General features: G+C 52.0%; 21 protein-coding genes and 2 pseudogenes. 19 read left to right on the forward strand and 4 right to left on the reverse strand.

The features are described 5' to 3' along the window. Positions 1-34 precede the first annotated feature (34 nt). Both ACKF11_RS13420 and ACKF11_RS13425 read right to left on the reverse strand, forming a co-directional pair. The gene (locus ACKF11_RS13420; protein ID WP_407997475.1) at positions 35-1,414 is read right to left on the reverse strand and encodes a hypothetical protein; all 1,380 of its coding nucleotides are present in this window, start codon (positions 1,412-1,414) and stop codon (positions 35-37) included. A gap of 31 nt (positions 1,415-1,445) precedes the next feature. Next, a complete protein-coding gene (locus tag ACKF11_RS13425) occupies positions 1,446-2,870 on the reverse strand; it encodes a YqaJ viral recombinase family protein (RefSeq protein WP_407997476.1) in 1,425 nt (474 codons plus the stop codon). A 552-nt stretch (positions 2,871-3,422) separates the two neighbouring features. Between ACKF11_RS13425 and ACKF11_RS13430 the strand changes: the two genes are divergently transcribed. From ACKF11_RS13430 to ACKF11_RS13510, 17 genes are all read left to right on the forward strand, one after another. After that, positions 3,423-3,650 carry a hypothetical protein gene (locus ACKF11_RS13430; RefSeq protein WP_407997477.1) on the forward strand — a complete coding sequence of 76 codons (228 nt, stop codon included), beginning with the start codon at positions 3,423-3,425 and terminating at the stop codon, positions 3,648-3,650. Positions 3,651-3,667: 17 nt separating this feature from the next. Then, the gene (locus tag ACKF11_RS13435; protein WP_407997478.1) at positions 3,668-4,735 is read left to right on the forward strand and encodes a hypothetical protein; all 1,068 of its coding nucleotides are present in this window, start codon (positions 3,668-3,670) and stop codon (positions 4,733-4,735) included. Beyond that, positions 4,732-5,325 carry a DUF6475 domain-containing protein gene (locus ACKF11_RS13440; RefSeq protein ID WP_407997479.1) on the forward strand — a complete coding sequence of 198 codons (594 nt, stop codon included), beginning with the start codon at positions 4,732-4,734 and terminating at the stop codon, positions 5,323-5,325. Before ACKF11_RS13435 ends, ACKF11_RS13440 begins: the two co-directional genes overlap by 4 nt. 8 nt (positions 5,326-5,333) lie before the next feature. After that, the gene (locus tag ACKF11_RS13445) at positions 5,334-6,668 is read left to right on the forward strand and encodes a replicative DNA helicase (protein WP_407997480.1); all 1,335 of its coding nucleotides are present in this window, start codon (positions 5,334-5,336) and stop codon (positions 6,666-6,668) included. A gap of 64 nt (positions 6,669-6,732) precedes the next feature. Beyond that, positions 6,733-7,401 (forward strand): DotI/IcmL family type IV secretion protein, encoded by a 669-nt coding sequence (locus tag ACKF11_RS13450; protein ID WP_407997481.1) that lies wholly within the window; start codon positions 6,733-6,735, stop codon positions 7,399-7,401. Between the two features lie 15 nt (positions 7,402-7,416). Then, positions 7,417-7,644, forward strand: coding sequence for a hypothetical protein (locus tag ACKF11_RS13455; protein ID WP_407997482.1), 228 nt, complete (start codon positions 7,417-7,419; stop codon positions 7,642-7,644). Between the two features lie 3 nt (positions 7,645-7,647). Beyond that, positions 7,648-8,697: a DotH/IcmK family type IV secretion protein gene (locus tag ACKF11_RS13460; RefSeq protein ID WP_407997483.1), complete on the forward strand. Its 1,050-nt coding sequence runs from the start codon at positions 7,648-7,650 to the stop codon at positions 8,695-8,697. Continuing rightward, positions 8,697-9,995 (forward strand): DotG/IcmE/VirB10 family type IV secretion system protein, encoded by a 1,299-nt coding sequence (locus ACKF11_RS13465; RefSeq protein WP_407997484.1) that lies wholly within the window; start codon positions 8,697-8,699, stop codon positions 9,993-9,995. The genes ACKF11_RS13460 and ACKF11_RS13465 overlap by 1 nt, the downstream gene beginning before the upstream one ends. 57 nt (positions 9,996-10,052) lie before the next feature. Further along, positions 10,053-11,147 (forward strand): hypothetical protein, encoded by a 1,095-nt coding sequence (locus ACKF11_RS13470; RefSeq protein ID WP_407997485.1) that lies wholly within the window; start codon positions 10,053-10,055, stop codon positions 11,145-11,147. Positions 11,148-11,175: 28 nt separating this feature from the next. Beyond that, on the forward strand, positions 11,176-11,553 hold the full coding sequence (locus ACKF11_RS13475; RefSeq protein WP_407997486.1) for a hypothetical protein: 378 nt from the start codon (positions 11,176-11,178) through the stop codon (positions 11,551-11,553). After that, positions 11,553-12,386, forward strand: a complete 834-nt coding sequence (locus tag ACKF11_RS13480) for a hypothetical protein (protein ID WP_407997487.1) — start codon at positions 11,553-11,555, stop codon at positions 12,384-12,386. Before ACKF11_RS13475 ends, ACKF11_RS13480 begins: the two co-directional genes overlap by 1 nt. An 11-nt stretch (positions 12,387-12,397) precedes the next feature. Beyond that, positions 12,398-13,570, forward strand: a complete 1,173-nt coding sequence (locus ACKF11_RS13485; protein ID WP_407997488.1) for a hypothetical protein — start codon at positions 12,398-12,400, stop codon at positions 13,568-13,570. Next, positions 13,567-13,911 carry a hypothetical protein gene (locus ACKF11_RS13490; protein ID WP_407997489.1) on the forward strand — a complete coding sequence of 115 codons (345 nt, stop codon included), beginning with the start codon at positions 13,567-13,569 and terminating at the stop codon, positions 13,909-13,911. Before ACKF11_RS13485 ends, ACKF11_RS13490 begins: the two co-directional genes overlap by 4 nt. Continuing rightward, positions 13,908-16,919, forward strand: coding sequence for a putative type IV secretion/conjugal transfer ATPase (locus ACKF11_RS13495; RefSeq protein ID WP_407997490.1), 3,012 nt, complete (start codon positions 13,908-13,910; stop codon positions 16,917-16,919). The genes ACKF11_RS13490 and ACKF11_RS13495 overlap by 4 nt, the downstream gene beginning before the upstream one ends. A gap of 10 nt (positions 16,920-16,929) precedes the next feature. Beyond that, positions 16,930-17,532 carry a hypothetical protein gene (locus ACKF11_RS13500; protein WP_407997491.1) on the forward strand — a complete coding sequence of 201 codons (603 nt, stop codon included), beginning with the start codon at positions 16,930-16,932 and terminating at the stop codon, positions 17,530-17,532. A 26-nt stretch (positions 17,533-17,558) separates the two neighbouring features. Beyond that, positions 17,559-17,894, forward strand: a complete 336-nt coding sequence (locus ACKF11_RS13505) for a hypothetical protein (protein ID WP_407997492.1) — start codon at positions 17,559-17,561, stop codon at positions 17,892-17,894. A 95-nt stretch (positions 17,895-17,989) separates the two neighbouring features. Then, the gene (locus ACKF11_RS13510) at positions 17,990-18,373 is read left to right on the forward strand and encodes a hypothetical protein (RefSeq protein WP_407997493.1); all 384 of its coding nucleotides are present in this window, start codon (positions 17,990-17,992) and stop codon (positions 18,371-18,373) included. A gap of 44 nt (positions 18,374-18,417) precedes the next feature. Here ACKF11_RS13510 and ACKF11_RS13515 read toward each other — a convergent pair. Next, positions 18,418-18,756: pseudogene (locus tag ACKF11_RS13515) on the reverse strand (RNA-guided endonuclease InsQ/TnpB family protein); the annotation flags it as partial. Positions 18,757-18,768: 12 nt separating this feature from the next. On the opposite strand from ACKF11_RS13515, the pseudogene ACKF11_RS13520 reads away from it, so the two are divergent. Further along, positions 18,769-18,843 (forward strand): annotated as a pseudogene (locus tag ACKF11_RS13520) (IS200/IS605 family transposase); the annotation flags it as partial. 78 nt (positions 18,844-18,921) lie between these two features. Here the strand turns inward: ACKF11_RS13520 and ACKF11_RS13525 are convergent. Further along, positions 18,922-19,692 carry a hypothetical protein gene (locus tag ACKF11_RS13525; protein WP_407997494.1) on the reverse strand — a complete coding sequence of 257 codons (771 nt, stop codon included), beginning with the start codon at positions 19,690-19,692 and terminating at the stop codon, positions 18,922-18,924. A gap of 482 nt (positions 19,693-20,174) precedes the next feature. On the opposite strand from ACKF11_RS13525, the gene ACKF11_RS13530 reads away from it, so the two are divergent. Further along, positions 20,175-20,324 (forward strand): hypothetical protein, encoded by a 150-nt coding sequence (locus tag ACKF11_RS13530; RefSeq protein ID WP_407997495.1) that lies wholly within the window; start codon positions 20,175-20,177, stop codon positions 20,322-20,324.

Genomic DNA, 20,324 nt, shown 5'->3' on the forward strand with positions numbered 1-20,324 from the left:
CCCGGGCTTACGCCCGGGAGGATGGATTTAAGGCTTAGCTGCCCAGGCGACGACCGCGAGCTGTAGCTGCTGGTGGAGTTTCACTTTGCTGCTGTTGATGCTGCTGGGCTTCTTGGGCCTGGGATGCCGATGCGTGATCGAAGTGATAGTCATCTTCAGACGCGCCATTGGCAGAGAAGCTTTCGCCGCCAGGCTCAGGGGCGCCACCGGCATCAGCTGTATCACTAGGGCCAGCATTGTCATCGCTACGAGTCGCAGCTTGACGGGCAGGTTCAGCGACATCGAAGTTAGGTGTCTTCAGGTAACTAATAGCAGAGCGCTGGCTACCAGTCAGGCGAAGAGGCTCATGCGTGAAGCATGGAGTGCCATCCTTGGTTGGCATAGTGACGATAATCGCGTCAACAACACGACCTGCGGATTCTTGACCGAAGGTGATGGTGTGGTTGTGCAGGTTTTCCAGTGGTGTGTTGGCTACTTCACTCAGCACCTTGGTACGGGTATCACCGAGGTAGGGGATATCGGAACCAGTTACGATTTCGAGCTTCCAGTTGCCAGCTTCCAGTTCATCTGCCAGGGCTTCGTTAGGAATGTCACGGATCAAGTTACCTTCGCGCAGTTGCTTTTCAAGGTCATCACTATCTTGCTGATAACGACGGCGTATCTGTGCAGTAGCCACATCGTTGTTTTCGTCACGAATACGCACCAGGGCGACCATATTGGGGTTGTTAGTAATTTCCACCACTTCACCGATCGCACCATCAATGCTGGTTACCAGGATGCTGCTATGTGGAGCCAGCGCCAGGGCGCTCAGCGATACGTTAGGGTAATCACCTTGGCTTTCGCGCTTCAACGCATCACCCAGCTTACCGGTCAACCAAGCACGGTCAAACACAATACGGCGGGAATTGTTACCGTTCTTCACCGGTAGGTATTGCTGTGTGGTTGTCAGGCCGAAGTTGATGTATTCAGGTTCGCCAGCAGCCGGTGTTGGGTTCTTGAAGAAAATGGTCGGTGTTTGCAGCATGACGGCTTCAACTTCACGGAGGTGATGACCAGTGGCCTCATCCATAGCCTTGGTTGCACTCACGGCGGTAGTGATCCAGCGGGCCACCACGACGCCTTCTTCCTTGCCGTTCACGACGTTTTCCAGGATCAGAATGGAATCCTTGGAAGTGCCCATACCGCGCTTCAGGTTTTCAGTAATCTTGATTGCGGTGTCGGGGTTGTAGATAACCTGGATTTGTTCACCAGCCTTGCGGCCAATCGAATCAAACAACAGTTCTGCATTGATCTTCACGATGCCGTCATCATTCTGGACACTCAAGACCTTTACTGCTGCATTGCCCAGGTTGGGGGAGCCGCCATTGTTGCCGGTACCAGCAGCCTTCTTGTTACGATAATCTTGCAGACCCATATTGCACTCCTTGTGAAAAATTGATTAAAAACTACATGCCTGGGCCGGGTTTTCTGCCAGGACTTTTTTGGTTCTCAGGTACAAACACGCCCTTGGTTTTGGCCATGAACTCGTTGATGTTTTCTTCAGCGACACTCTTGATTTCATTCAAGGGCTTCTTAATGGCTTCCGCCCTGGATAGGCTCATGCCAATCTTGTAGGTTTCAGTGGTGTAACTCGCCTCAAAGACGCCATTGGATTCCAGTACGTGACGTACCATGGCTTCATCCAGTTGCAGTGTTCTGCAGGACTCGACATCCAGACCTGCGGTGTTGGCAAGCTGCAACAATTTTTCGTAATCGATCTCCTGGGACGGAACCATGAAGTCATCCAGCACATAGCCCAGCCTCGTTAGCTCATGAGCGGCCAGATCTTGATCAAGCTCAATCTTGGGCGTGATTTCCATCAAGCTGTGGGTTTGCTTGACGTTTCCGAAGCGCCGACCTTCCAACAATGCGGCAATCTCGGCCTTGACATCCTTGTCCTTGGCATAAGCCCGGTTTGCAATGACGGTGTAAACAAGGGAGCGATCAAGTAGCTCACGCAGTAGGGCGCCATTTTCGGATTCTTCAGTGATGGTGTTCCTTTGCGATCCGCTGAAGCGTGGTGCCTCGTTCTTCAGCATGCATTCAAAATAGAGCCAGTCACCAGCCGCCAGAATGTTGTCGAACATAGGTTCGGACATTTCGACGCCACGGACATCGACGTCCCAGGTCACCATGTCAAAGGATGAGAGCAGCAGGCCATCAATATGGATGCCCAGCTTGCGCGCGATCAGGGTATAGTGGTGCAGCTGGACGTAGTAATCGAAGCTGATACCGTTCTTGTCGTACTTTTCCTTGAAACCGGGGCGAGGGCACTTGTAGTCCACCATGTAGACCTTGTTACCGATACGAACCAGGTCGTCAGGGTTGCCCACCAGCCAAGGATGTTTTGGATCACTAAATCCTGCCATCTTTGCCAGCTCTTCAGTGAGTTCTTGTGCGTTGTATTTAGCGCGGAAGATGTCACGGATGGTGTCTTCCATGAATGTGCCGCGGCGTGTATCGCCGGAGGGGCCATCAGGAAGCTTCAGCATCATCTTGTCCTGGTATACGTCCAGGGTAGACCTGAATGGATTGTGCTCACCCACCATAGGGGCCACGATGACGCCCATTTCACTACCGCCAAAACCTCTCAAGCGGGCGATATGCCATTCCACACGCTCAGGTTCAACCGAAAGGATGAAGTTAAGCCAACGGTTAATCCTTGGCTCATCCAGGAATGGGTATTGGGGAAGCTCGGCGATCAACCCTTTCAAGTGAGCCAATCTTGCTGGAGGTGTGTTCTCCAATGCAGGCATGTCGCAATCAAAGCTGATCACAGGGCCTATGGCGCCTGTAGCTTCTTCATGCTCACTGTTCTGGATATCGCTCATCTGAGGTCTTTCTAATCAAACAATGCGTACATTATACCACATAAGCGATATTTATGCATTCTTGAAAAATGCCTTTGTTTTACTCCCACATAAACTATTTTTTACGCGTGGTTGACGCGTGCCTGACGCGTGCTCAACGCGTGGCCGAAAAGCCAGCTTTGGGCATAGTCGATCACCGACCAAGGTATAGTTTGTCACCGACCAAATGTTAGTCGATCACCGACCGAGAATGCATCGATACTCTATCTAACCACATGATACGTATGAGTAATATAGGTTTATATCAATCGCCTTAATACTCTCTTTAATTCCCCTTTAATGCTAAAGACAAGATCAAAACCTTTTGCACAGTCACATTGAAATGTGCCTTTGCTGACCCTCAAAAACAGGCATAGATCTTGGCTGCAAACCCTTTATTTATGGGATTGGGATGGGAGGTTATATTGACACGAACAAGGCAGATCAATATAATGCGTATCTAGTACATGATATGCAATCATGTGGTTTTCGGATTGGTTTGTTTTCCGGGAATCTCAATAATCGGAGAGTTGTATGGGCTATATCAACCCATTATTGAAATTGGCCGCAGGCAAGGCGCTGATGAATCTTCCCAAAGAGGATCGTGAGCGTATTGCGGAGGTTTTCCGGGAATTGCGAATTCAGGCCAATCTCGAAGCTGAGAGATCATGGAAGGCTAGGAAGGGCCCAATGGCGGCCTACTGGAGAGCAGTCTCCACCTATTCCAGGCATCTTGCCCACGCCCTAACGGTAGCCAAGTAACAGAGATGGAGATAGGCATGAGATCCAATGCCCAAAGAACAATGGCGAGAACATTGCAAGGTGATGTTTTCTTTGACGACGCTCTCTATGCGGCTGAGGTTGAATCATCTCTACCGGTCAGGATTGTTTACCTGGCGCTGCACACGGTGGCAGATAGGGAAGGGCGCTTTACCTGGGATCTTAAAACCATGCGTTTTCTGGTGTTGGATGGAGAGTCGGTCGTTGAATCGGCCATGCTTGAGCTCCAAAAAGCACAGCGCATCATCCGCTACAGCGTTGATGGCACTGATTACGGTCAGATCATTGATTTCACCAAGCACCAGCACATCAACCCGCGTGAACGTGCATCCGTGCTGCCAGCGTTCACTGAGGGTGAGCTGATCTTCCATGATGGTTCAACCAGGATTGGTAGGCGTGGTGTGGGCAAGCCCTCCAAAGATGAATTCAAGCCATCTGCCAGCACTTCTGAAACCCAAGTCGAGCCAGGTTTGAATGCAATCAATCCAGCCCAAGAGAATGCATCCAGCCCAACATTATTCCCGGTCGAGGCGAAGCCTCAAAAGCCCGTAGTTAAGTCGAACATCGTGCGAGTAAATGGCTATAGGTATGAGCAAGTGAAAAACGTTGGTTTGCTTCGCTTCAGCGAAGACCTCACCGAGAATCAATCGCCGGTGCTGGTCAAGAATTTGGACGATGTCACGCCAGTCGTCACCGTGTTCCAGCTGACTGGCAATATTCCTGAGTTGGGTATTAGCCAGGGCCGTGTGAGTGAATATGACGAACCCTACCCACATGGCAATAACATTGCCCGGGTTAAGAAAGCTCAGCGCTGGATGTCGGACAATCCTCAAAAGCGTAAAACAGCTACTGGTCTTTCTCGCTTCCTCAACCAGTGGATTTCCACTGCGCAGAACAATGGTGAAGATCTGCTGATCACCCCTGGCCATGAAGTGATGACCAGACAGGGCCGCGGCGTATTCCAGCGTGCTCGCCCAGATGACCGCGCCCATGAAGTGGGCAATGGCCTGGAACAGTTGATCAATGGTGGTCAGCAGCAGCCCATTGAGATGGAGATAAATGCATGAGCTACTTCGCTCAAAACGCGATGATCGCAGAAAGCAATGTGAAGGAGTTTGGATCCTACATCCAGGCTTTCATGCAGACCTATTACCGCCAGGATATCGGGGTTTCAGGCTCGTACCTCTGGTTTATGTCCTTTAAGGACAAGTGCACACTGGCTGAGTTTGTCGAAACCACGACCGCATATGCCAATGAGTCCATGTCAGGCCGTAGATTGCCCCAGCCTGTGCCGGGGGATATCCACCTGCGCCTAAAGGGAGCCTTCAACTCCAATAATGCCTGGTCCAAGGTGTTGTACGCGATCAAGCACTTTGGTAGCAGCTATGCCATCAATTTTGATGACGCAAAGACCCATGGTGCTATCAGCCGCATGGGTGGCTGGGTGTCATTGTGTCAGAACATCAATAAGCGCCAGGAGCAGGACGTATTCAGGGAGTTCATGGGTCACTATGCCGCTTGTGGCGATACGCCTCAGGCAGAGTTCTTGGTGGGCGCCTACGGGAATGGATCCCCGCGCGTCACACTCAAGTCTGCTAGCAAGGATAGGCTCCAGCTGGATATCCAGAAGCCTTTGGTACGCTTGCCTTCGAATTAGGAATCATCATGCTCGATACAACTAAAGTCCTCCACAATGAAGAGGCTGAACAGGCGCTGCTTGCCCTGACTCTTAAAAGCAGCCGTGATTTCATCGACCTCTGCCAGGAGAGTGATTTCTTCAATGATGACCATCGCACCATTTGGCGGGTGATCAAAGAACTGGATGAAAAGGCGCTGGCCATTGACCCAATTACGGTCAACAACATGGTGCTGCAGTATTCCAATCGTGATCTGCTGGACTACCTGAGCTCTCTGTATGGCATGGAAGTGCCCGAGGAAAGTGGGGAAACCTACGCTCTGGCCATTCGTCAGCATGCGTATTCCAGGCGAACCATTGAAGCTGCCCGCAAGATGGAGAAGGTGGCATCCTCAGCGGTCAACGTTGAAGCCAAGGCCTCAGCCATTGCGGCAATCATGGATGAGGTAGAGCGGAGCATTCCAATTCAGTATGAAGCCATGTCGCTCTATGATGCCATTCGCATCAAGGGTGTTGAGATGGAGCAAATGAATTCCGGGGATATCAAGCCTATCTTCACGGGCCTTGATGATCTGGACGCGCTGACAAATGGCTTCTTGCCTGGTGAGCTGATTGTGATTGCTGGTCGACCTGGCATGGGCAAGACCACGTTGGCAGTCAACATTGCTGAGCATAATGCAATCAACAATGACATCCCATCCCTGATATTTTCGCTGGAAATGCGCTCTTCTGAGCTGGGTGGGCGTACCGCTGGCTCCATGGCGGGTATTGATGGCAAGAAGCTCCGTACTGGTGACCTCTCGGAGTATGAGTGGGATCAATACAGTGCGGCCATGAATCGGTCTGCAGGGATGAATATCCACATTGATGACCGCCCAGCGCTAGCTATTGAAGAAATGCGCGTCGCGGCAAAGCGCCACGCTAGAAAACATGGTCTTGGATTGATCGTCGTGGATTACCTCCAAATTGCTACTACCGTGAAATCCGTCAGCGGTCGCTACGAAATGATCACCGAGATTTCAGGAGCCATGAAGCGCATGGCCAAAGAGTTAAGCGTGCCTGTTATTGCTCTGTCACAGCTGTCCCGAGACCTGGAAAAGCGTGCAGACAAGCGTCCAATCCCTGCTGACTTGCGTGAATCTGGCGCGATCGAACAAGATGCGGATTGCATCCTGTTTGTTTATCGTGATGATATTTATCACAAGGATTCCCCAATGCCAGGAATTGCGGAATTGATAGTTGCTAAACAACGTTCCGGCAGCCTGGGTGTAGCAAACGCGAAGTTTGATGGCGAGCATAGCCGCTTTAAAAACGCGGGTTATGGCGGAGACCCATACTATGCAGATTACGTCGAAGTTCAATAAAACAATTTGAATCAAAATTGCGTATGTGATACCTTATGCACATTAAAAAAAGGACATGAATTCTATGGGACGTAATGAAAAACACCCACATGAGAAGGCTGGGGAGCTCGAAGGAGCCGGCTTGGTTGTGGAACGCGCCATGTTTTATCGGGATGGTTATCGTGGCCTGATGCGCATTTCCATTTATCTGGGCTTGGCGCTTGCGGGTGCGCTGGTGGTGATTGCGCTCCTGATCTATATGCTCAACCAAAAAGAGCACAAGTATTTTGGGATGTCCCCCACGGGTTCAATTGTCCCTATGGTCCCATATTCCGAGCCCACTGTAAGTGATGCCCGTATGCTCCAGGTGGTCGGCGATGTTGCAACCTGTATGTTTACCTACGATTATGTGAACTGGCGTAGTCAACTACTGGATGGCTGCCGCAATAAGTTTACCAATGAGGCCTGGGACAAGATTGTCACTGAACTGGCCGAGTCAAAAATGCTCAAGCTGGTTACTGGTGAGCGTCTTGTTTTATCAGCTACCCGTATCAATTCCCCGGTTGTCGTCGATCGCGGGATCATCAACGGTGTGCGCGCCTGGAAGATCGAGGTTCCCATTCGCGTAACTTACTCCGGCCGCCAGAACATCCAAAATGAGGATTACCTGGTCAAGATGACGGTTGTCCGTGCCAACCAGACAGAATTCACTGATGGCCTAGCCATTAGTAGCTTTGTAGCACCGAAAATGTAGAGAAGGGATGTGGGTATGAGTGGATTTAATACCGAATGCTTGGATATCAGAGACGCTGATTATGCCGTTGCCTGGGAAGATGAGTTGGATCGCATGGGTCCCTTGGCAAAGTTCGCCGATTTGGCGAGACATTATGAAAAAGCACCTCTGCAGGACAGTCCCCAGAAGCAATACCTGGCTGATTTCCTGCTGACCGAAAAATTCGTAGCCAACCGTAATGGTGGCAACACTAAGGGTAACTAGAACATGGCCAAGCATTCTTCCAAACTGCGCGGTAAGACATATCTTCCACTTGCGCTGGTGCTGGTGGCACTTGAAAGCATGGCAGCGGACGCACCTGTGATCCCTCCGGCTCAAGGAAACCAGAATTTGCCAGCGGCATTAGCTGGTGATCCTGCAAACAGCAAGATCGCACGCGTAAGCTCAGGTGCTACCATCCCTGATAGTCGTGATGTGTCGCTGCCCACGCAACCTGGTGGCCTTCAAATGCCTCCATTGCCTATGGCACAGCCAAGCCGCGAGCAGATCCGCGATGAGTCATTCCAGGCGCTGGTGGAATCGGAAATGCCGATGACGCCTGACATGGTTCGCAAGCTGCGCAAAATGCTGGATGAGCTCCAAAAAGCCAAATCCGAGCTTCCCAATGACCCACCCAAGCCCGTGGTATCCACGATTGCCGTCAAGGGTGAACCTGGTGAGTCTCCCCCTGTTATCCGCCTGGGTCGCAATTTTGTGACCACCTTGATTTTCACTGATGTCACCGGCGCGCCGTGGCCCATCATCCACTATGGCGGTGGCAACGATGCCATATTTAAGGTTGAAAACCCCAATCCTGAAACCAGTCACCACCTGGCGGTCAATCCGATAGGCTCCTATATCTTTGGTGGCATGGAAGTGACGCTTGAAGGCGGCAAGACCATCTCGCTGGTGGTCACTTCCGATCAGAAGAGCGTTGATGTAAACACCACGATCCAAATGCTGGGCCGTGGCCCAAAGGCGGTTGCTCCCACAATCTATTCCGGCAACACGCCTAAGGCCAATCCTGTGATGACCTCGTTTGTCGACGGTGTAGCACCAGAAAAGGCTATTGCCCTGGATAGCTCTGACACCCGCGTGCAAGCGTGGAAACTAGGCGACAAATACTACATTCGTACGCGCATGACCATGTATGCGCCATCCTGGACAGACCATCGTGGTAGCCCGCAAGGCGTTCACGCCTATGAGATCACACCAATTCCTGTGATCACTGCTGGCGAAGATGGTCACCCACAACAAATCGTAATTGGAGAAAAGTAATGGCTGGCGAAGATTTGATGGATGAACTGGAATCTGGGGCGGACGTTTCCCAGTCGCGCCGTGAGGCTGCATCCAAGAACGTTAAGGGCCTGACCACCAACCCCAAGACACGACCCAAAGTGATCATGGTGGCCGTTGGCCTGTCCTTCATGGCTGTGATTGCCTTCCTGGTTGTGAATGGCAAAGGTAAGAAGGATGATTTGTCCCAGGCATCCATTACGACACCTGCTTTGAATTCCCAGGGTGTTGGCCTCAATGACAAAACTTCCTTGGCATACCAGGAGCTGGAGCGCGAGGAAAACCGCCGTAAGGCTGAGGAAGCTGAACGCCGCGGTGGTGTGCACATCGAGCTGCCTGCAGCGCACGCGCAGCAAGAAGTGCCTGAGCAAAGGGTTTTGGAACCTCAGCCAGTCAATCAGGTGCAATATCAGGGCTACCAGTCTGGCTACCAGCAGGTGGGCTACGTCCGTGATCAATCCATGGATGCAGGGATGAAGAGTCAGTGGCAGTCCATGACCGCCGCATGGGTCTCCAATGGCGGCACTTCGAAAGTGATAAAGGATAATGCTGTCGTGCCGGCGACCGGCGCTGGCAATATGAATGGTGGGCCTATAAACCTGGCTAACCAAGCAGTGGCTACCCAGCCAGTAGCTCAGGGTGTCATGGGTAACAGCGAGCCAGAAGATCCCAATGCCAAGTACATCCGCTTGCGTGCTGGTACCGTCTATATGGCCGTGACCAAATTCGAATCCAATTCGGATGATGCCAACACCGATACGATTGCCACCATTACCAATGGCCCTCTGCGCAATGCTACGGTTATCGGCAATTTCGCCAAGGCGAATTCAGCGAATGCCAAGACCCTGTCACTAAAGTTCACAACATTGAGCCCGGTGTGGGATGCGGATGCCATCACAATCAATGGCCTGGCCATCGATGCTGACACCTACCAGAAGGGTATGGCCACCAGCGTCGACAATCACTATTGGCTGCGTTACGGTTTGCCGCTGGCTGCTGGTTTTATCCAGGGTATTGGTGAAGCTGCAGCGCGTTCTGCCTCTGTGATCAATAGCTCTGGCCTGGGCAGCACAACTGCTTTCGGCGAGCTCGATTTCGGTGATCAAATGCTGGTGGGTGCAGGTCGTGCCGGCCAGGTAGTTTCCAGTGACCTCCAGCGCCGTGCCCAAGTGCAGCCTACGGTCAAAATTGCATCAGGTACGCCTATCGCCATCGTTTTCATGTCTGATGTCAGGGTAAAGGTTCCGGAAAGCGAGGCAGCAAAGCTAAAACTTCCTTGATTTTGATGCGCGAACTGCGTATAACATACCTAATACGAAATTTTAACGGGAGCCACTATGGCGTCTACATTTGATGATTTGGAAAACGACACTCCGGGTCATGGGAGTGATTATTCTGAGACCCAGGATAACGATTTCCCAGACTTCAGTGCCGAGCATGACCAGCAGGAAGATGAGCTTGGTAGAGATACCGCTGCTCAAGAGGCCTTGGAGGCTGAATACGAGGCTGAAGAACAAGCCAAGAAACGTAAGCGCAACATGAATATCGTGATTGCTGGCGTGGTGGCCACGGCTGTGCTGTTTGTTAGCTACAAAGTGATCAGCTCGGGTGGTGATTCCGGGATGGAGTCTGATCCTGTTTTTCAGGGTAACAGTGCTTATCAAGTACCGAATGAGCAATATACAGCCCGGCAGCCACAAGCAATTTATGCCGGCCAGAACCCTTATGGCCAGTCACCACAGCAAGTGCAGCCTGCAGATCAGGCGCCACAACTGAATCTGGAGCAGCCGGGTCCACAAGGCCAGGTCGCCCCACAAGATCCTGAAGCGGTTCAGCCACAAGCTGCCATCCCTGTTCAGGCTCAACCTCAACCTGTAGCCAATCAAGCATTGGTTCTGGGTGCTGGAAGCAATGTCACCGGCAATCGTCTTGCCGAGCTGGAATCCAAGCTGGCTGGTGTGACAACACGCGTAGTGAAGATCGAGGAAATCCTCGCCGATCATGAGCGCCGTATCACTGCGTTACATCAAAAGCCCGTGGCAGCCGTTAAACCAGCTGCTGCCCCAGCTCAAGCTGCTCCTGCATCCCAAACATCCTCTGCTGATGCCACAGCGCGTCGTGCACGCCAGGCGGCAGCCATTAAGGCACAACAGGATGCTGAGAAAGAACGTCTCGCAAAAATACAGCGTGATATCGAGCGTGAGAAGGATGAAACTCCGCGCGCGCCTGAATCCAAGCCTGTTGCTGCAGTGGTGCCCAAGCGTGCCAAGCCTCTGCTGGCTGCGATCGTTCCAGGTCGTGCATTCCTGCAAGACCAAGATGGCGTTCGCGCTGATGTGGCCCTGGGTGACCACGTGCAGCATTGCGGCACCGTAACCAAAATTGATGCAGATAAGGCGGAAGTAGTCGCCGGCACCTGCGTTATCAACTAACCAAAGTCTCTAACCAAGGAGTTCTAAAATGAAGTTAAGCAATCCTCAAAGCAAGGTGTTGTTGTTTGCAAGTATGGCAGCGCTGCTGGCATTCCCGGTGGCGGCAAGTGCTGCAAGCCTGGGTGATATCGCCAACAACATTACCAACTCTCTCCAGGGCGTCGGTGGCCTGGCCGGTGCTATCGGCTATGTGGCTGCATTCTTCCTGCTGCTGGCTGCCATCTTCAAGTTCAAGCAGCACGGCGAAAACGCAGAGCATCACCCCATCAAGACACCCATCATGCTGTTTGCATGTGCGGTTCTCTGCGCCTACATGACTTCCGTGCTCAGCACCGGTGGCCAAACCATCTTTGCTGGTGACCGTCAGTCCCAAGGTTCCCGTGGTGAAAGCTTGCGGGTTCAATAATGCAACACAAGAAGCTCATCTCGCTTGATCTGAATCTGAGGCGCACCACGTGGCGTACTGCTAGTGCTGGCCAGGTGACAGATCCTGCCATCAAGAATACCCACCAGCGCGTGATTGAGCGCGATGACTTCACCTGCAGGGGTTGCAACTTCCGTTCACCCCCTACCAAGACAAAAAGTGGTGATGGACCATCCTTCATGGAAGTCCATCATCTCGATCATGACCATGGCAACAATAAAGCCTCCAACCTGGCGACCTTGTGCCCAATGTGTCATCAAGTGTTTCACATTGGCCATGCCGGTGAGAACCAGTCAGCGTCTCTGATCTGGTTGCCCGAGATAAGCCAGGCAGACCTCAATAATTTCGTGCGCGCCATCTTCATTTCGATCGTGGCCGAATCCGATCCGAGGCTGATTGCCGACAACCCACAAGCTGCTGCCATCCTTGAGCGCGCTGAAGAGTTGGCTGAAAAGGAAGAGTCCCTGGAAGACGGCGAAGGCTTCAATAAGCAAGCCTACATCCAGGATCAAGTGCGCCTCTTGGAGCCAGCACTCCCCATTGCTGGGTCAGCTCGTTCAGCTTACGCCGCCTTGGAAGCCCGCGCCCTCTACCTGGAAGAAGTGTTTTCTGAGCGTGCGAGTGATCCTGTGTTCTTCGGCCAGGCCATTCTGGATGTTGCAGAGAAGAGCATCAATCCAGAGCTGCTGAAGGGTGTGCGTGTGTTGGCTCGCCCGGACCGCATGGGTAACCAAATACAGCACTGGCTTAAACACGCCTACAAGGGCTTACCAATTTCATCTTGGCCAGGCCTGGTCAAGGCCATCACCGAATAGCAGGGGAAATCATGCGTTGCGGTACCGTTCTGTTCGATGAAATGCGGCCTGAAGGGGGCTGGGCCTCTATTGATGGCGAAGAAGCTTTCCGCATCAAGGGTATTTGTGACCTTCGATCTGATGTCCTTTGGTGGACCAGTCTGGATGTCCAGAATTTCTATCGGGCAGGCATGTCCCGCATGGCCCACATGCGCAATTCGGACTACCTACGCACCAGCATGAGCATGCTCATGGATGAGCTTGGGATCACCTCACGCTTTATTCCAGTCAATGATGCAGTGGTCGTGCTGTCCGAGATTTTCTCCAGAGTAATGAACCTGTCTGAAATGCACTATGGCTTGTTGGAATCCAGGTGCCAGAAGCTGAGTGATGACCTGCGCGTCTTGCTGTTGCCACAGGATAATCCATTGTCGAATGAAATGGATCTGGCATGCAGCCAGTCCTACCAGGCTTTCGTGAAGTGCACCAAGAATCCCAGCCGCGTGCGTTCCCGTGGTTTGCTGTTCAAGCGTAATCGCTACCATCATGCCATGGATGTCTTGTCGACACCCATTCCAGGTCTGCAGTTTTCCTATATTGAGCGGAAGTCACTTCCTCCCAAGAATGAGCGCATGAAATGGGTCTTGGATCTCAAACAGCCCGTGCTGGTGGAAGGCGCGATCGCTTCAGTCGCCCAGGAATACGCGAATGTGATTTCCTTTGGCAGTGGGGCTAATCATCGCCGCCGCTGGATCTCTCATCCCGAGCTGTTGGCGCTATCCAAATTCGCGAGCATCGATATTGATTCCGTGTTTCTGTTTAACGAGTACAAGCCACTGGTAACCAAGATTCCCGCGCCAGAGGTTGAGCCTGGTTTTGGGCAGCTTTCCATATCTATTGGGCTCCTGGCTGAGAATTTTTGGGTTGGCCTCGCCACCCCTCAGGCATTCAAGTTTGATATGTCCAACAAGCTGCATGCACCTCGCGTGTCCTGGCTAAGAGCTTCTGATCGTTGCTTCACCATGCTTCGCGCTATGGAAGTCCACAAGCAGGGCATCCAGATCAATTCCTACGGGGTTGGTTCTGTGACCATTGATGTGCCGTTTGGCAACCTCACTGATGTGATTGAAATTGCTGGTGGGGCAGGGTTGTATCCGCCGCTATCAGTTCCTGAAGATTCAGTGGTGCGCGAGGAATTGGCATGACAACCGAACAAAAGACACCAGAGGTTTTAGGTTATCACGGCGAAAAGGTGCCAATACCCATTGAGGATTTTGTCTCTCAATTGGATATGCGTTGCCGCCTGCAGGGCAATGGCCACCACTTGCTCCTGGCGATGGATCGCCTGGCGTGCCCAATGCCTGGTCATAAAAACATGACCCGCCTGAAAACTGCTACCAACGACATCGGCAAGTGGAGTACCACCTTGCCTCCTGAGATCAATAAACAAATTCAATCCATGATTACTGGGCATATCCGGGTTTCTGTTGAATACCTGCGAAAGATGTATGCCGACCAGAACAAAGAACAAGGGGAACAAGCATGAGCATGGTCGATTCACTGATCGATTTCCTAGAGGAAATGTCGACCTGGGTAGGGTCTGGCCTCAAGCAGCATGCTGCTGACTACATTGACATCGAAACCAATGATAGCAGGAACGTCCTGGCGCTTAAGGATGGCTCATTGATCTCGATCGTACGTCTTCATGGTTCTCGTAAGCTGATGGGCGCAGAGGAATTCGAGGCAATGCACGGGGAAGTACACCGGTCATTGAAATCCTACATGTCTGATAGCAATGGCTATTCAGTCCAGGTGTTCTACCAGGTGGACCAAGATGGTATTGACCGTAGGCTTGGTGATTTGTATGCACCTTCCGTGCGCGCGGCCGAAGGCATTGGTTTTTCCATCAAGGACATGGTGGAAGACCGCATCAAGGCGATGTCTGCACATTGCCACATGGAAGACACTTTCTTTGTGTTGCGCACCAAGCTGAATGCTCTGTCACCATCTGATCTTAAGGCTTCCCGCGCTCGTAGCACAGAAAGCTACAAGAAAAAGGGTGGCGCAACATCCAAGCTGGCCCAAAACCCGCTGGTGGCCGTTGGCGCACTGCGCGATCGTCATAAGTCGTTTGTCAGTGCGTTTACTGATGACTTGAATAATGCCGGCCTCATCATTGAGCTTCTTGAGGCCCACGCTGCATGCCGTGCTATCCGCAAAACGATTGATCCTGATTTTACGGACGATTCTTGGAAGCCTAGCCTGGTCGGTGACAAACTACCTATCAGGTTGCCAAACAATCCACGTGATGACATCTCGAATCTGCTGTGGCCAAAGATCAGTGATCAGTTGTGCCCCAGGGATGGTCGTGTGATCGATCATCAATTCTACGCTGTCGGCAACCGTATCCACGCCACAGTAGCGGTCGAGCTCCCTCCCATGGATCCACAGCACTTCAATTCACTGTTCAAGCGCATGTTGAATGCCGGCATTCCCTGGCGCATGTCCATGACGTTCGAGAGTGGTGGCCTGAAGTCCATCTGGCTCAAACGCTTGATGGCCTCAATTCTAGGGTTTGCCCATTCTGGCAACTCATCGATCGTTGAAGCATACAAAACCCTTGAACAAGACGTCAAAGCTACTGGCGACATTGATACACGGTTCAGCATCGTCTTTTCAACATGGGTTTCCAATGGGGATATCAACCTGTTGAGCAGCCGCCTGTCGCAATTGGCAAGGGGGATTGAGGCCTGGGGTTCATGCGAAGTCAATGAAATCTCTGGTGACTCAGCAGAAGGGTTTATGTCGACCGTGCTAGGCCAGTCCAGTGATGGCGTTGCGGTACCATGCGCGGCACCTTTGGATGACGTTGTTAGGATGATGCCCATCACGCGACCTGCCAGCCCATGGCGCGCCGGTACCGTGATTTATCGCACGCCAGATGGCCTGCCATGGCCATATTCTCCAGGCTCCCCACTACAGGCTGCCTGGATTGAGTTGTTCTTTGCCGGCATGGGCTCAGGTAAATCGGTCAACATGAACAGCATTAACCTGGCTTTATGCTCTGATCCACGCCTCAAGCGCCTGCCGCGTATTGCGATCCTGGATATCGGTACTTCCAGTGCAGGCCTGATAGAAGCCGTGCGTGACCAGCTCCCCGCAAATCGTAAACATGAAGTGGCTTACCATCGCCTGCGCATGACGAATGATTGCGCGATCAATGGTTTTGACACCATCCTGGGTAACCGCAGGCCAATCGCGAGTCACCGCGCTTTCCTGACCAACTTCCTACTGTTGCTGACCACACCAGTCGGACATGAGAAGCCCCATGACGGTATGGCTGACATGATCGGCATTGTGATTGATGAGACTTATAAACTCTTGTCCGATGGCGCAGGCGCACGCCGGTATTCCGAAAATACCGACCCGGAAGTCGACAAGGCCATTGCCGATAACGGGATCAAAATTGATAGTAAAACCAGCTGGTGGGAAGTCGTGGACGATCTCTTTGCCAAGGGTGATTACCATGCCGCTGGCATGGCGCAAAGGTATGCTGTACCCACCTTGTCGGACACCATTGAAGTAGCCAGATCACCGCAAATTACAGATTTGTTCCGTAACGTGCTTGAGACCGGGGAAACTCCATCCGATGGTTACAACCGCGCGATTAGTACGGCTATCCGTGAGTACCCAATTATCGGGAAACCCACCAAGTTTGATATTTCGGCTGCCCGGGTTGTATCGCTGGATCTGGATGAAGTGGCAAAGACTGGTGGTCCTGCTGCAGATAAGCAAACCTCGGTCATGTATATGCTGGGTCGCTTCGTGCTGGCGCGCGACTTCTACCTCACCAACGATAATCTGGCAGAGATCAATCCGACCTACTCCGCTTTCCATAAGCAACGCATCAAAGAGGGTAGCGAGGATATCAAGCGCCTCTGCATGGATGAAATCCATCGTACCAAGCGTGCCGTTGCCGTCCGTGAGCAATTGATCACGGATATCCGCGAAGGCCGTAAGTGGGGCGTGCACGTGGCACTGGCCTCCCAGGATATGACGGATTTCGATCCCATCATGATCTCGCTAGCCACCACGATTTTCATCATGGGCAAATTCGATCAACGCGATGTGCAGGATATCAGTGAGCGATTTGGCCTCAGTGAGACTGCAAAAATTGCCCTGGTGAAGCATACACATGGCCCGCGCCCAAAGATCGGGACCACATTCCTGATCAATATGGTGACCAAGGACTACTCTGAGCGCACCTCTCAGCTGGTGACCAGCACGATCGGGCCTATTGAATACTGGACATTTTCAACCACAGCTGAAGATCGCATCATCAGGACCATGCTGTACGCCAAGATGGGCGGCATTGATGCGCGCCGCATGCTGGCTACCAGCTACCCATTCGGCATTTCCGATGAGGTCAAACGCAGGAGTGAAGAGCTAGTTGAGACAGTGTTCGATGACAAGATCACCCAAGGCATTATCGACGATATCTTCAATGAGATCGTAGAAGCCTACAACAAAGAAATGCGCCTCAAGGCCAAGTAAGGGAACAGCCATGTCGATCTTGCAGCAGTTATCAGATAAGGTTGCCCAGTACATCAGCAAAGGCCCGATTGATATCGTTCTTGCTGGTGGGGCTGCCATGTTCCACCACAAAATGCGGAACGAGATTGGTGATTTTGATATATACACCGACGATATGGCGCTGTTTAACGCCTGGACCAGGGAGAAGGCGCCTGATCTGGATGTCACTACCCACCATAACTTCTGGGGCCAGGTGACGATCGGTGACGCCATGAAATCCCCGATTGTCCATCTGGATGAGATTGTCCGGATTCGTTGTCTGGCGCCCATCGATTTGTTTATCATGAAGGCTGATGCTGCGCGCGAGCGGGATCTGGAAGATCTTGCATTAATGGTGCCCATGCTGGACCCCATGGATATCCTGGAACGAATGGCGGAGCTGAAGAAATTCAATGCCTACGGCACCTGGTATTTGTCGACCGAGAATTTACTGGCTGAAATCCAGCTCCAGTATGGTATTCCGATCACCAAAGAGCATATTGCCGCCACCAAAGCAGAGCCAGCCGACCAAGGTGTACTGATGCAAGCCTTTGGCCTTGAAATGCAGTACAAGCGCAAGATCGGGGTGGTGTGATGAATTATTGGGCGAGACAACAAGACATGATCAAAGAAGACACAGTACGCATTCATGACCTAATTCGTGAGAGCGTGCCTTTCACCAACTGGTCCCTACAGGACAAGCAGATCCTGTCCTTGGCCATCTTCCCAACCGATTTACGGGATGGGGAAGGCCGCTGGTCAGAAGAGGGTCGCCACGGCCTCAATTTGCTCCGCCACCTGATCAAGGCATGCAATTTCGTGCGTGCCCCAATCGAGCTGCAGCAACCGTCCCTGGATCTGGATGAGGCCACAAAAACGAGCCTGGCAGAACGCGTTTATCATGTTCGCCGTGAGCTGGTGGCTGTGGTGCCGCCCTGGACGTTTACATTGAAGTAGGAATTACGCTGGGCAAGGATTGAAGAGTGAATTCCCACAATCGATAGATTGCGTACACGGTATAGCATTGGAGATTTAACCTGATTTTTGGTATAATGCTTACCAATAAATCTCTTAATGAATTCATGGTGTTTTCCCACCAGGAGCCTTCCGTGCCAGCTACTACGAATACCCAGTTTGTTTTCGAGCATTACTTCCCGAAAGTTAATGCTGATCGCGATGGTAATGGGCAGTATATCGACAAGGATACGGCTCAGTTATTCCAAGGCTTTTCCAGAGCTTGGGAGGCGCGTGAGGATGAGCTGATCGCCAATAGGCAAACGGTTCTCACCATGGAAGCCGGTCACAAGATCGTTATCAATGTGAAGCAAAAACTCATTGAAAAACTTCAAGGCGATTTGGAATCCCTGCAACGCAAGGTTGATAGGCTGGAGTCCGAAGCTGCAGAGCAAAGCCCAAAACCTCGGATGCGACCTTAAGTTGACATCCTCCTCGCCCTAAAGAACGAGGATTCCTGCGGCGCTCAGGCTGCGATAGCCTGAGTCGCTTCGGTGGGTTCTTGGCCCGACGCCCCAACAACAGGCGAAGTATCTGCACAAGCTAACCGGGCGTGTCCCGCCCTTAGCACATTGATAGCACCGACCAGATCGGCGTTTTCCTCGAAACCGCATTCCACACACTCGAACCGCGCTTGGCTTAGCCGGTTCTCTTTGGCGACATGTCCGCAGCACGGACAGGTCCGGCTGGTGTTTCTGGGTGGCACTGCAACGAGTTGCCCGCCATTCCAGTCCAGTTTGTAGTCCAATTGGCGGCGGAACTCGAACCAGCCTTGATCGAGGATGGCCTTGTTTAGGCCGGATTTGGCTCTAACATTTTTGCCCGGTGTTTCGGTGGTGCGCCGATTGAGATCGTCAGGCAATACATCGAACAGCAGCAGACCCCTCACTAAAAACCAACATAGGACGGCTATTTGCCGTCCGCGCTATCCTTCCCCGCCATGAACGGCGGGGTTTGCCGCGGATTCCGATCAGTTCTCCGTGCCGGGTAACCCCTCATTCTCAGTGTTTCTGGATATCATCGGCAGTCTGATCGTCCGGTAATGTGCGAATTGCGCCCCCAAGGCTCTGCTTTCATCTGTCCACCTTGGTTGGAGTACCTGGAATTTTGAGATCAGGCAAAGCATGTCAACAGCGCTCAATATTTTGTAGAAGTTGAGATCACTGCCATAGTCGGCGTCCGTATATGTCCCATGCAATATACCGTTGCGGTTGGTTTTGTCAGCCAGCGGGTAGGATTTGGAGCTGGTGTAATAATATCTATTCAGGAATGTGAGGAATGATTCCAGCATTGAATCGACCTCTTCATACGCACCAATCTTCTTTTCATTCACATCATTGATAGCGTGCCTGGCCAGGAGCTCGAATTTATCTTTGATATGCAGCCTGGATCCACCCAGTTTGCGTTCCTGGTAAAGCACATTGCCTATCCCTTCAACAACGGGCGCCAGGGCGGCCACGGCCGCATGCCGTAGGCCCAAGAAATGCGCAGTGATGGCTTCGGTAATCGAATCCTTGAAGTTGCATACGATGGGGACATCAGGATATCGGTAAAGGACCATGGCAGCGAGGTGGTTGGGGCTGTAGACCTCGGACAAGATTGCGGCGATCTCTTCATCGTTGCTATGCGGGTTTTCATGCAAGGTTTTGCATATTTTCTGCAACAGCTCGAAATTGCAGTAGACCGGGATGATGAGGCCATTTCTGCCTAGTACATCCTCATAATATTTTAGGTTTCCCATACGGTGCGGTACCAACTCAGCTTGTGTAGCTGGATAGTACAATGGATATTCCCCGCGGCGCCTTCTAGTGTGCCGGCCAACGCCAGGCTGACCCGTGAATTTGGCATTGGCTGCCCTCAAATCTGCCACTCAATAAAATGCATATCATATACCACATTGACAACATAGGCCTGGTTCGGTATAATGGTTTCCGAGTGGTACTTGCGAGCTTATACCGGCCCTGACATATGTACATTTTGGTAGTCTGCGCAGGCCCAAAGTGTCGAGCGATCGTGCAAAACATTGGTCGTATGGGTGGGGTGCCATGCATAAAAGATACGGGAGAAGTAGCTGATTGATTGGGGTGTTCCCCGGTCATCGCGAGTCAGTGAAATTCCGTGGAGTGTTATGCATGGAGAGGTTCGAATCCTTTTATAGCTCGCAAGTATCATTTATCAAGCGCCACAGGCCGTGGCAATCCAATATTCCTCAAAGGCTATTCCATGAAAGCTGGCACCCATATACCGGTGTATTACTGGCTGGGCAGGTTGCACCCCGAAGCTGAGGCCCATTATCACCATTGGATGTGGGCATGCGCCGAAATGTGCTACATGGAAGCCATGGCATTTGGCGAGGATGTGCCCCTTGTTTGA

This window comes from Methylobacillus draconifructus (assembly GCF_045984385.1).
Lineage (GTDB): Bacteria > Pseudomonadota > Gammaproteobacteria > Burkholderiales > Methylophilaceae > Methylobacillus > Methylobacillus flagellatus_A.

Excerpts from the sequence above, each read along its gene's own strand:
- ACKF11_RS13470 (WP_407997485.1), top strand. The coding sequence starts at position 10,053 with ATGGCGTCTACATTTGATGATTTGGAAAACGACACTCCGGGTCATGGG.
- ACKF11_RS13475 (WP_407997486.1), top strand. The coding sequence starts at position 11,176 with ATGAAGTTAAGCAATCCTCAAAGCAAGGTGTTGTTGTTTGCAAGTATG.
- ACKF11_RS13440 (WP_407997479.1), top strand. The coding sequence starts at position 4,732 with ATGAGCTACTTCGCTCAAAACGCGATGATCGCAGAAAGCAATGTGAAG.
- ACKF11_RS13490 (WP_407997489.1), top strand. The coding sequence starts at position 13,567 with ATGACAACCGAACAAAAGACACCAGAGGTTTTAGGTTATCACGGCGAA.
- ACKF11_RS13505 (WP_407997492.1), top strand. The coding sequence starts at position 17,559 with ATGATCAAAGAAGACACAGTACGCATTCATGACCTAATTCGTGAGAGC.
- ACKF11_RS13500 (WP_407997491.1), top strand. The coding sequence starts at position 16,930 with ATGTCGATCTTGCAGCAGTTATCAGATAAGGTTGCCCAGTACATCAGC.
- ACKF11_RS13495 (WP_407997490.1), top strand. The coding sequence starts at position 13,908 with ATGAGCATGGTCGATTCACTGATCGATTTCCTAGAGGAAATGTCGACC.
- ACKF11_RS13485 (WP_407997488.1), top strand. The coding sequence starts at position 12,398 with ATGCGTTGCGGTACCGTTCTGTTCGATGAAATGCGGCCTGAAGGGGGC.
- ACKF11_RS13525 (WP_407997494.1), bottom strand. The coding sequence starts at position 19,692 with ATGGGAAACCTAAAATATTATGAGGATGTACTAGGCAGAAATGGCCTC.
- ACKF11_RS13425 (WP_407997476.1), bottom strand. The coding sequence starts at position 2,870 with ATGAGCGATATCCAGAACAGTGAGCATGAAGAAGCTACAGGCGCCATA.
- ACKF11_RS13420 (WP_407997475.1), bottom strand. The coding sequence starts at position 1,414 with ATGGGTCTGCAAGATTATCGTAACAAGAAGGCTGCTGGTACCGGCAAC.
- ACKF11_RS13445 (WP_407997480.1), top strand. The coding sequence starts at position 5,334 with ATGCTCGATACAACTAAAGTCCTCCACAATGAAGAGGCTGAACAGGCG.
- ACKF11_RS13530 (WP_407997495.1), top strand. The coding sequence starts at position 20,175 with ATGAAAGCTGGCACCCATATACCGGTGTATTACTGGCTGGGCAGGTTG.
- ACKF11_RS13465 (WP_407997484.1), top strand. The coding sequence starts at position 8,697 with ATGGCTGGCGAAGATTTGATGGATGAACTGGAATCTGGGGCGGACGTT.
- ACKF11_RS13450 (WP_407997481.1), top strand. The coding sequence starts at position 6,733 with ATGGGACGTAATGAAAAACACCCACATGAGAAGGCTGGGGAGCTCGAA.
- ACKF11_RS13430 (WP_407997477.1), top strand. The coding sequence starts at position 3,423 with ATGGGCTATATCAACCCATTATTGAAATTGGCCGCAGGCAAGGCGCTG.
- ACKF11_RS13510 (WP_407997493.1), top strand. The coding sequence starts at position 17,990 with ATGCTTACCAATAAATCTCTTAATGAATTCATGGTGTTTTCCCACCAG.
- ACKF11_RS13480 (WP_407997487.1), top strand. The coding sequence starts at position 11,553 with ATGCAACACAAGAAGCTCATCTCGCTTGATCTGAATCTGAGGCGCACC.
- ACKF11_RS13460 (WP_407997483.1), top strand. The coding sequence starts at position 7,648 with ATGGCCAAGCATTCTTCCAAACTGCGCGGTAAGACATATCTTCCACTT.
- ACKF11_RS13435 (WP_407997478.1), top strand. The coding sequence starts at position 3,668 with ATGAGATCCAATGCCCAAAGAACAATGGCGAGAACATTGCAAGGTGAT.
- ACKF11_RS13455 (WP_407997482.1), top strand. The coding sequence starts at position 7,417 with ATGAGTGGATTTAATACCGAATGCTTGGATATCAGAGACGCTGATTAT.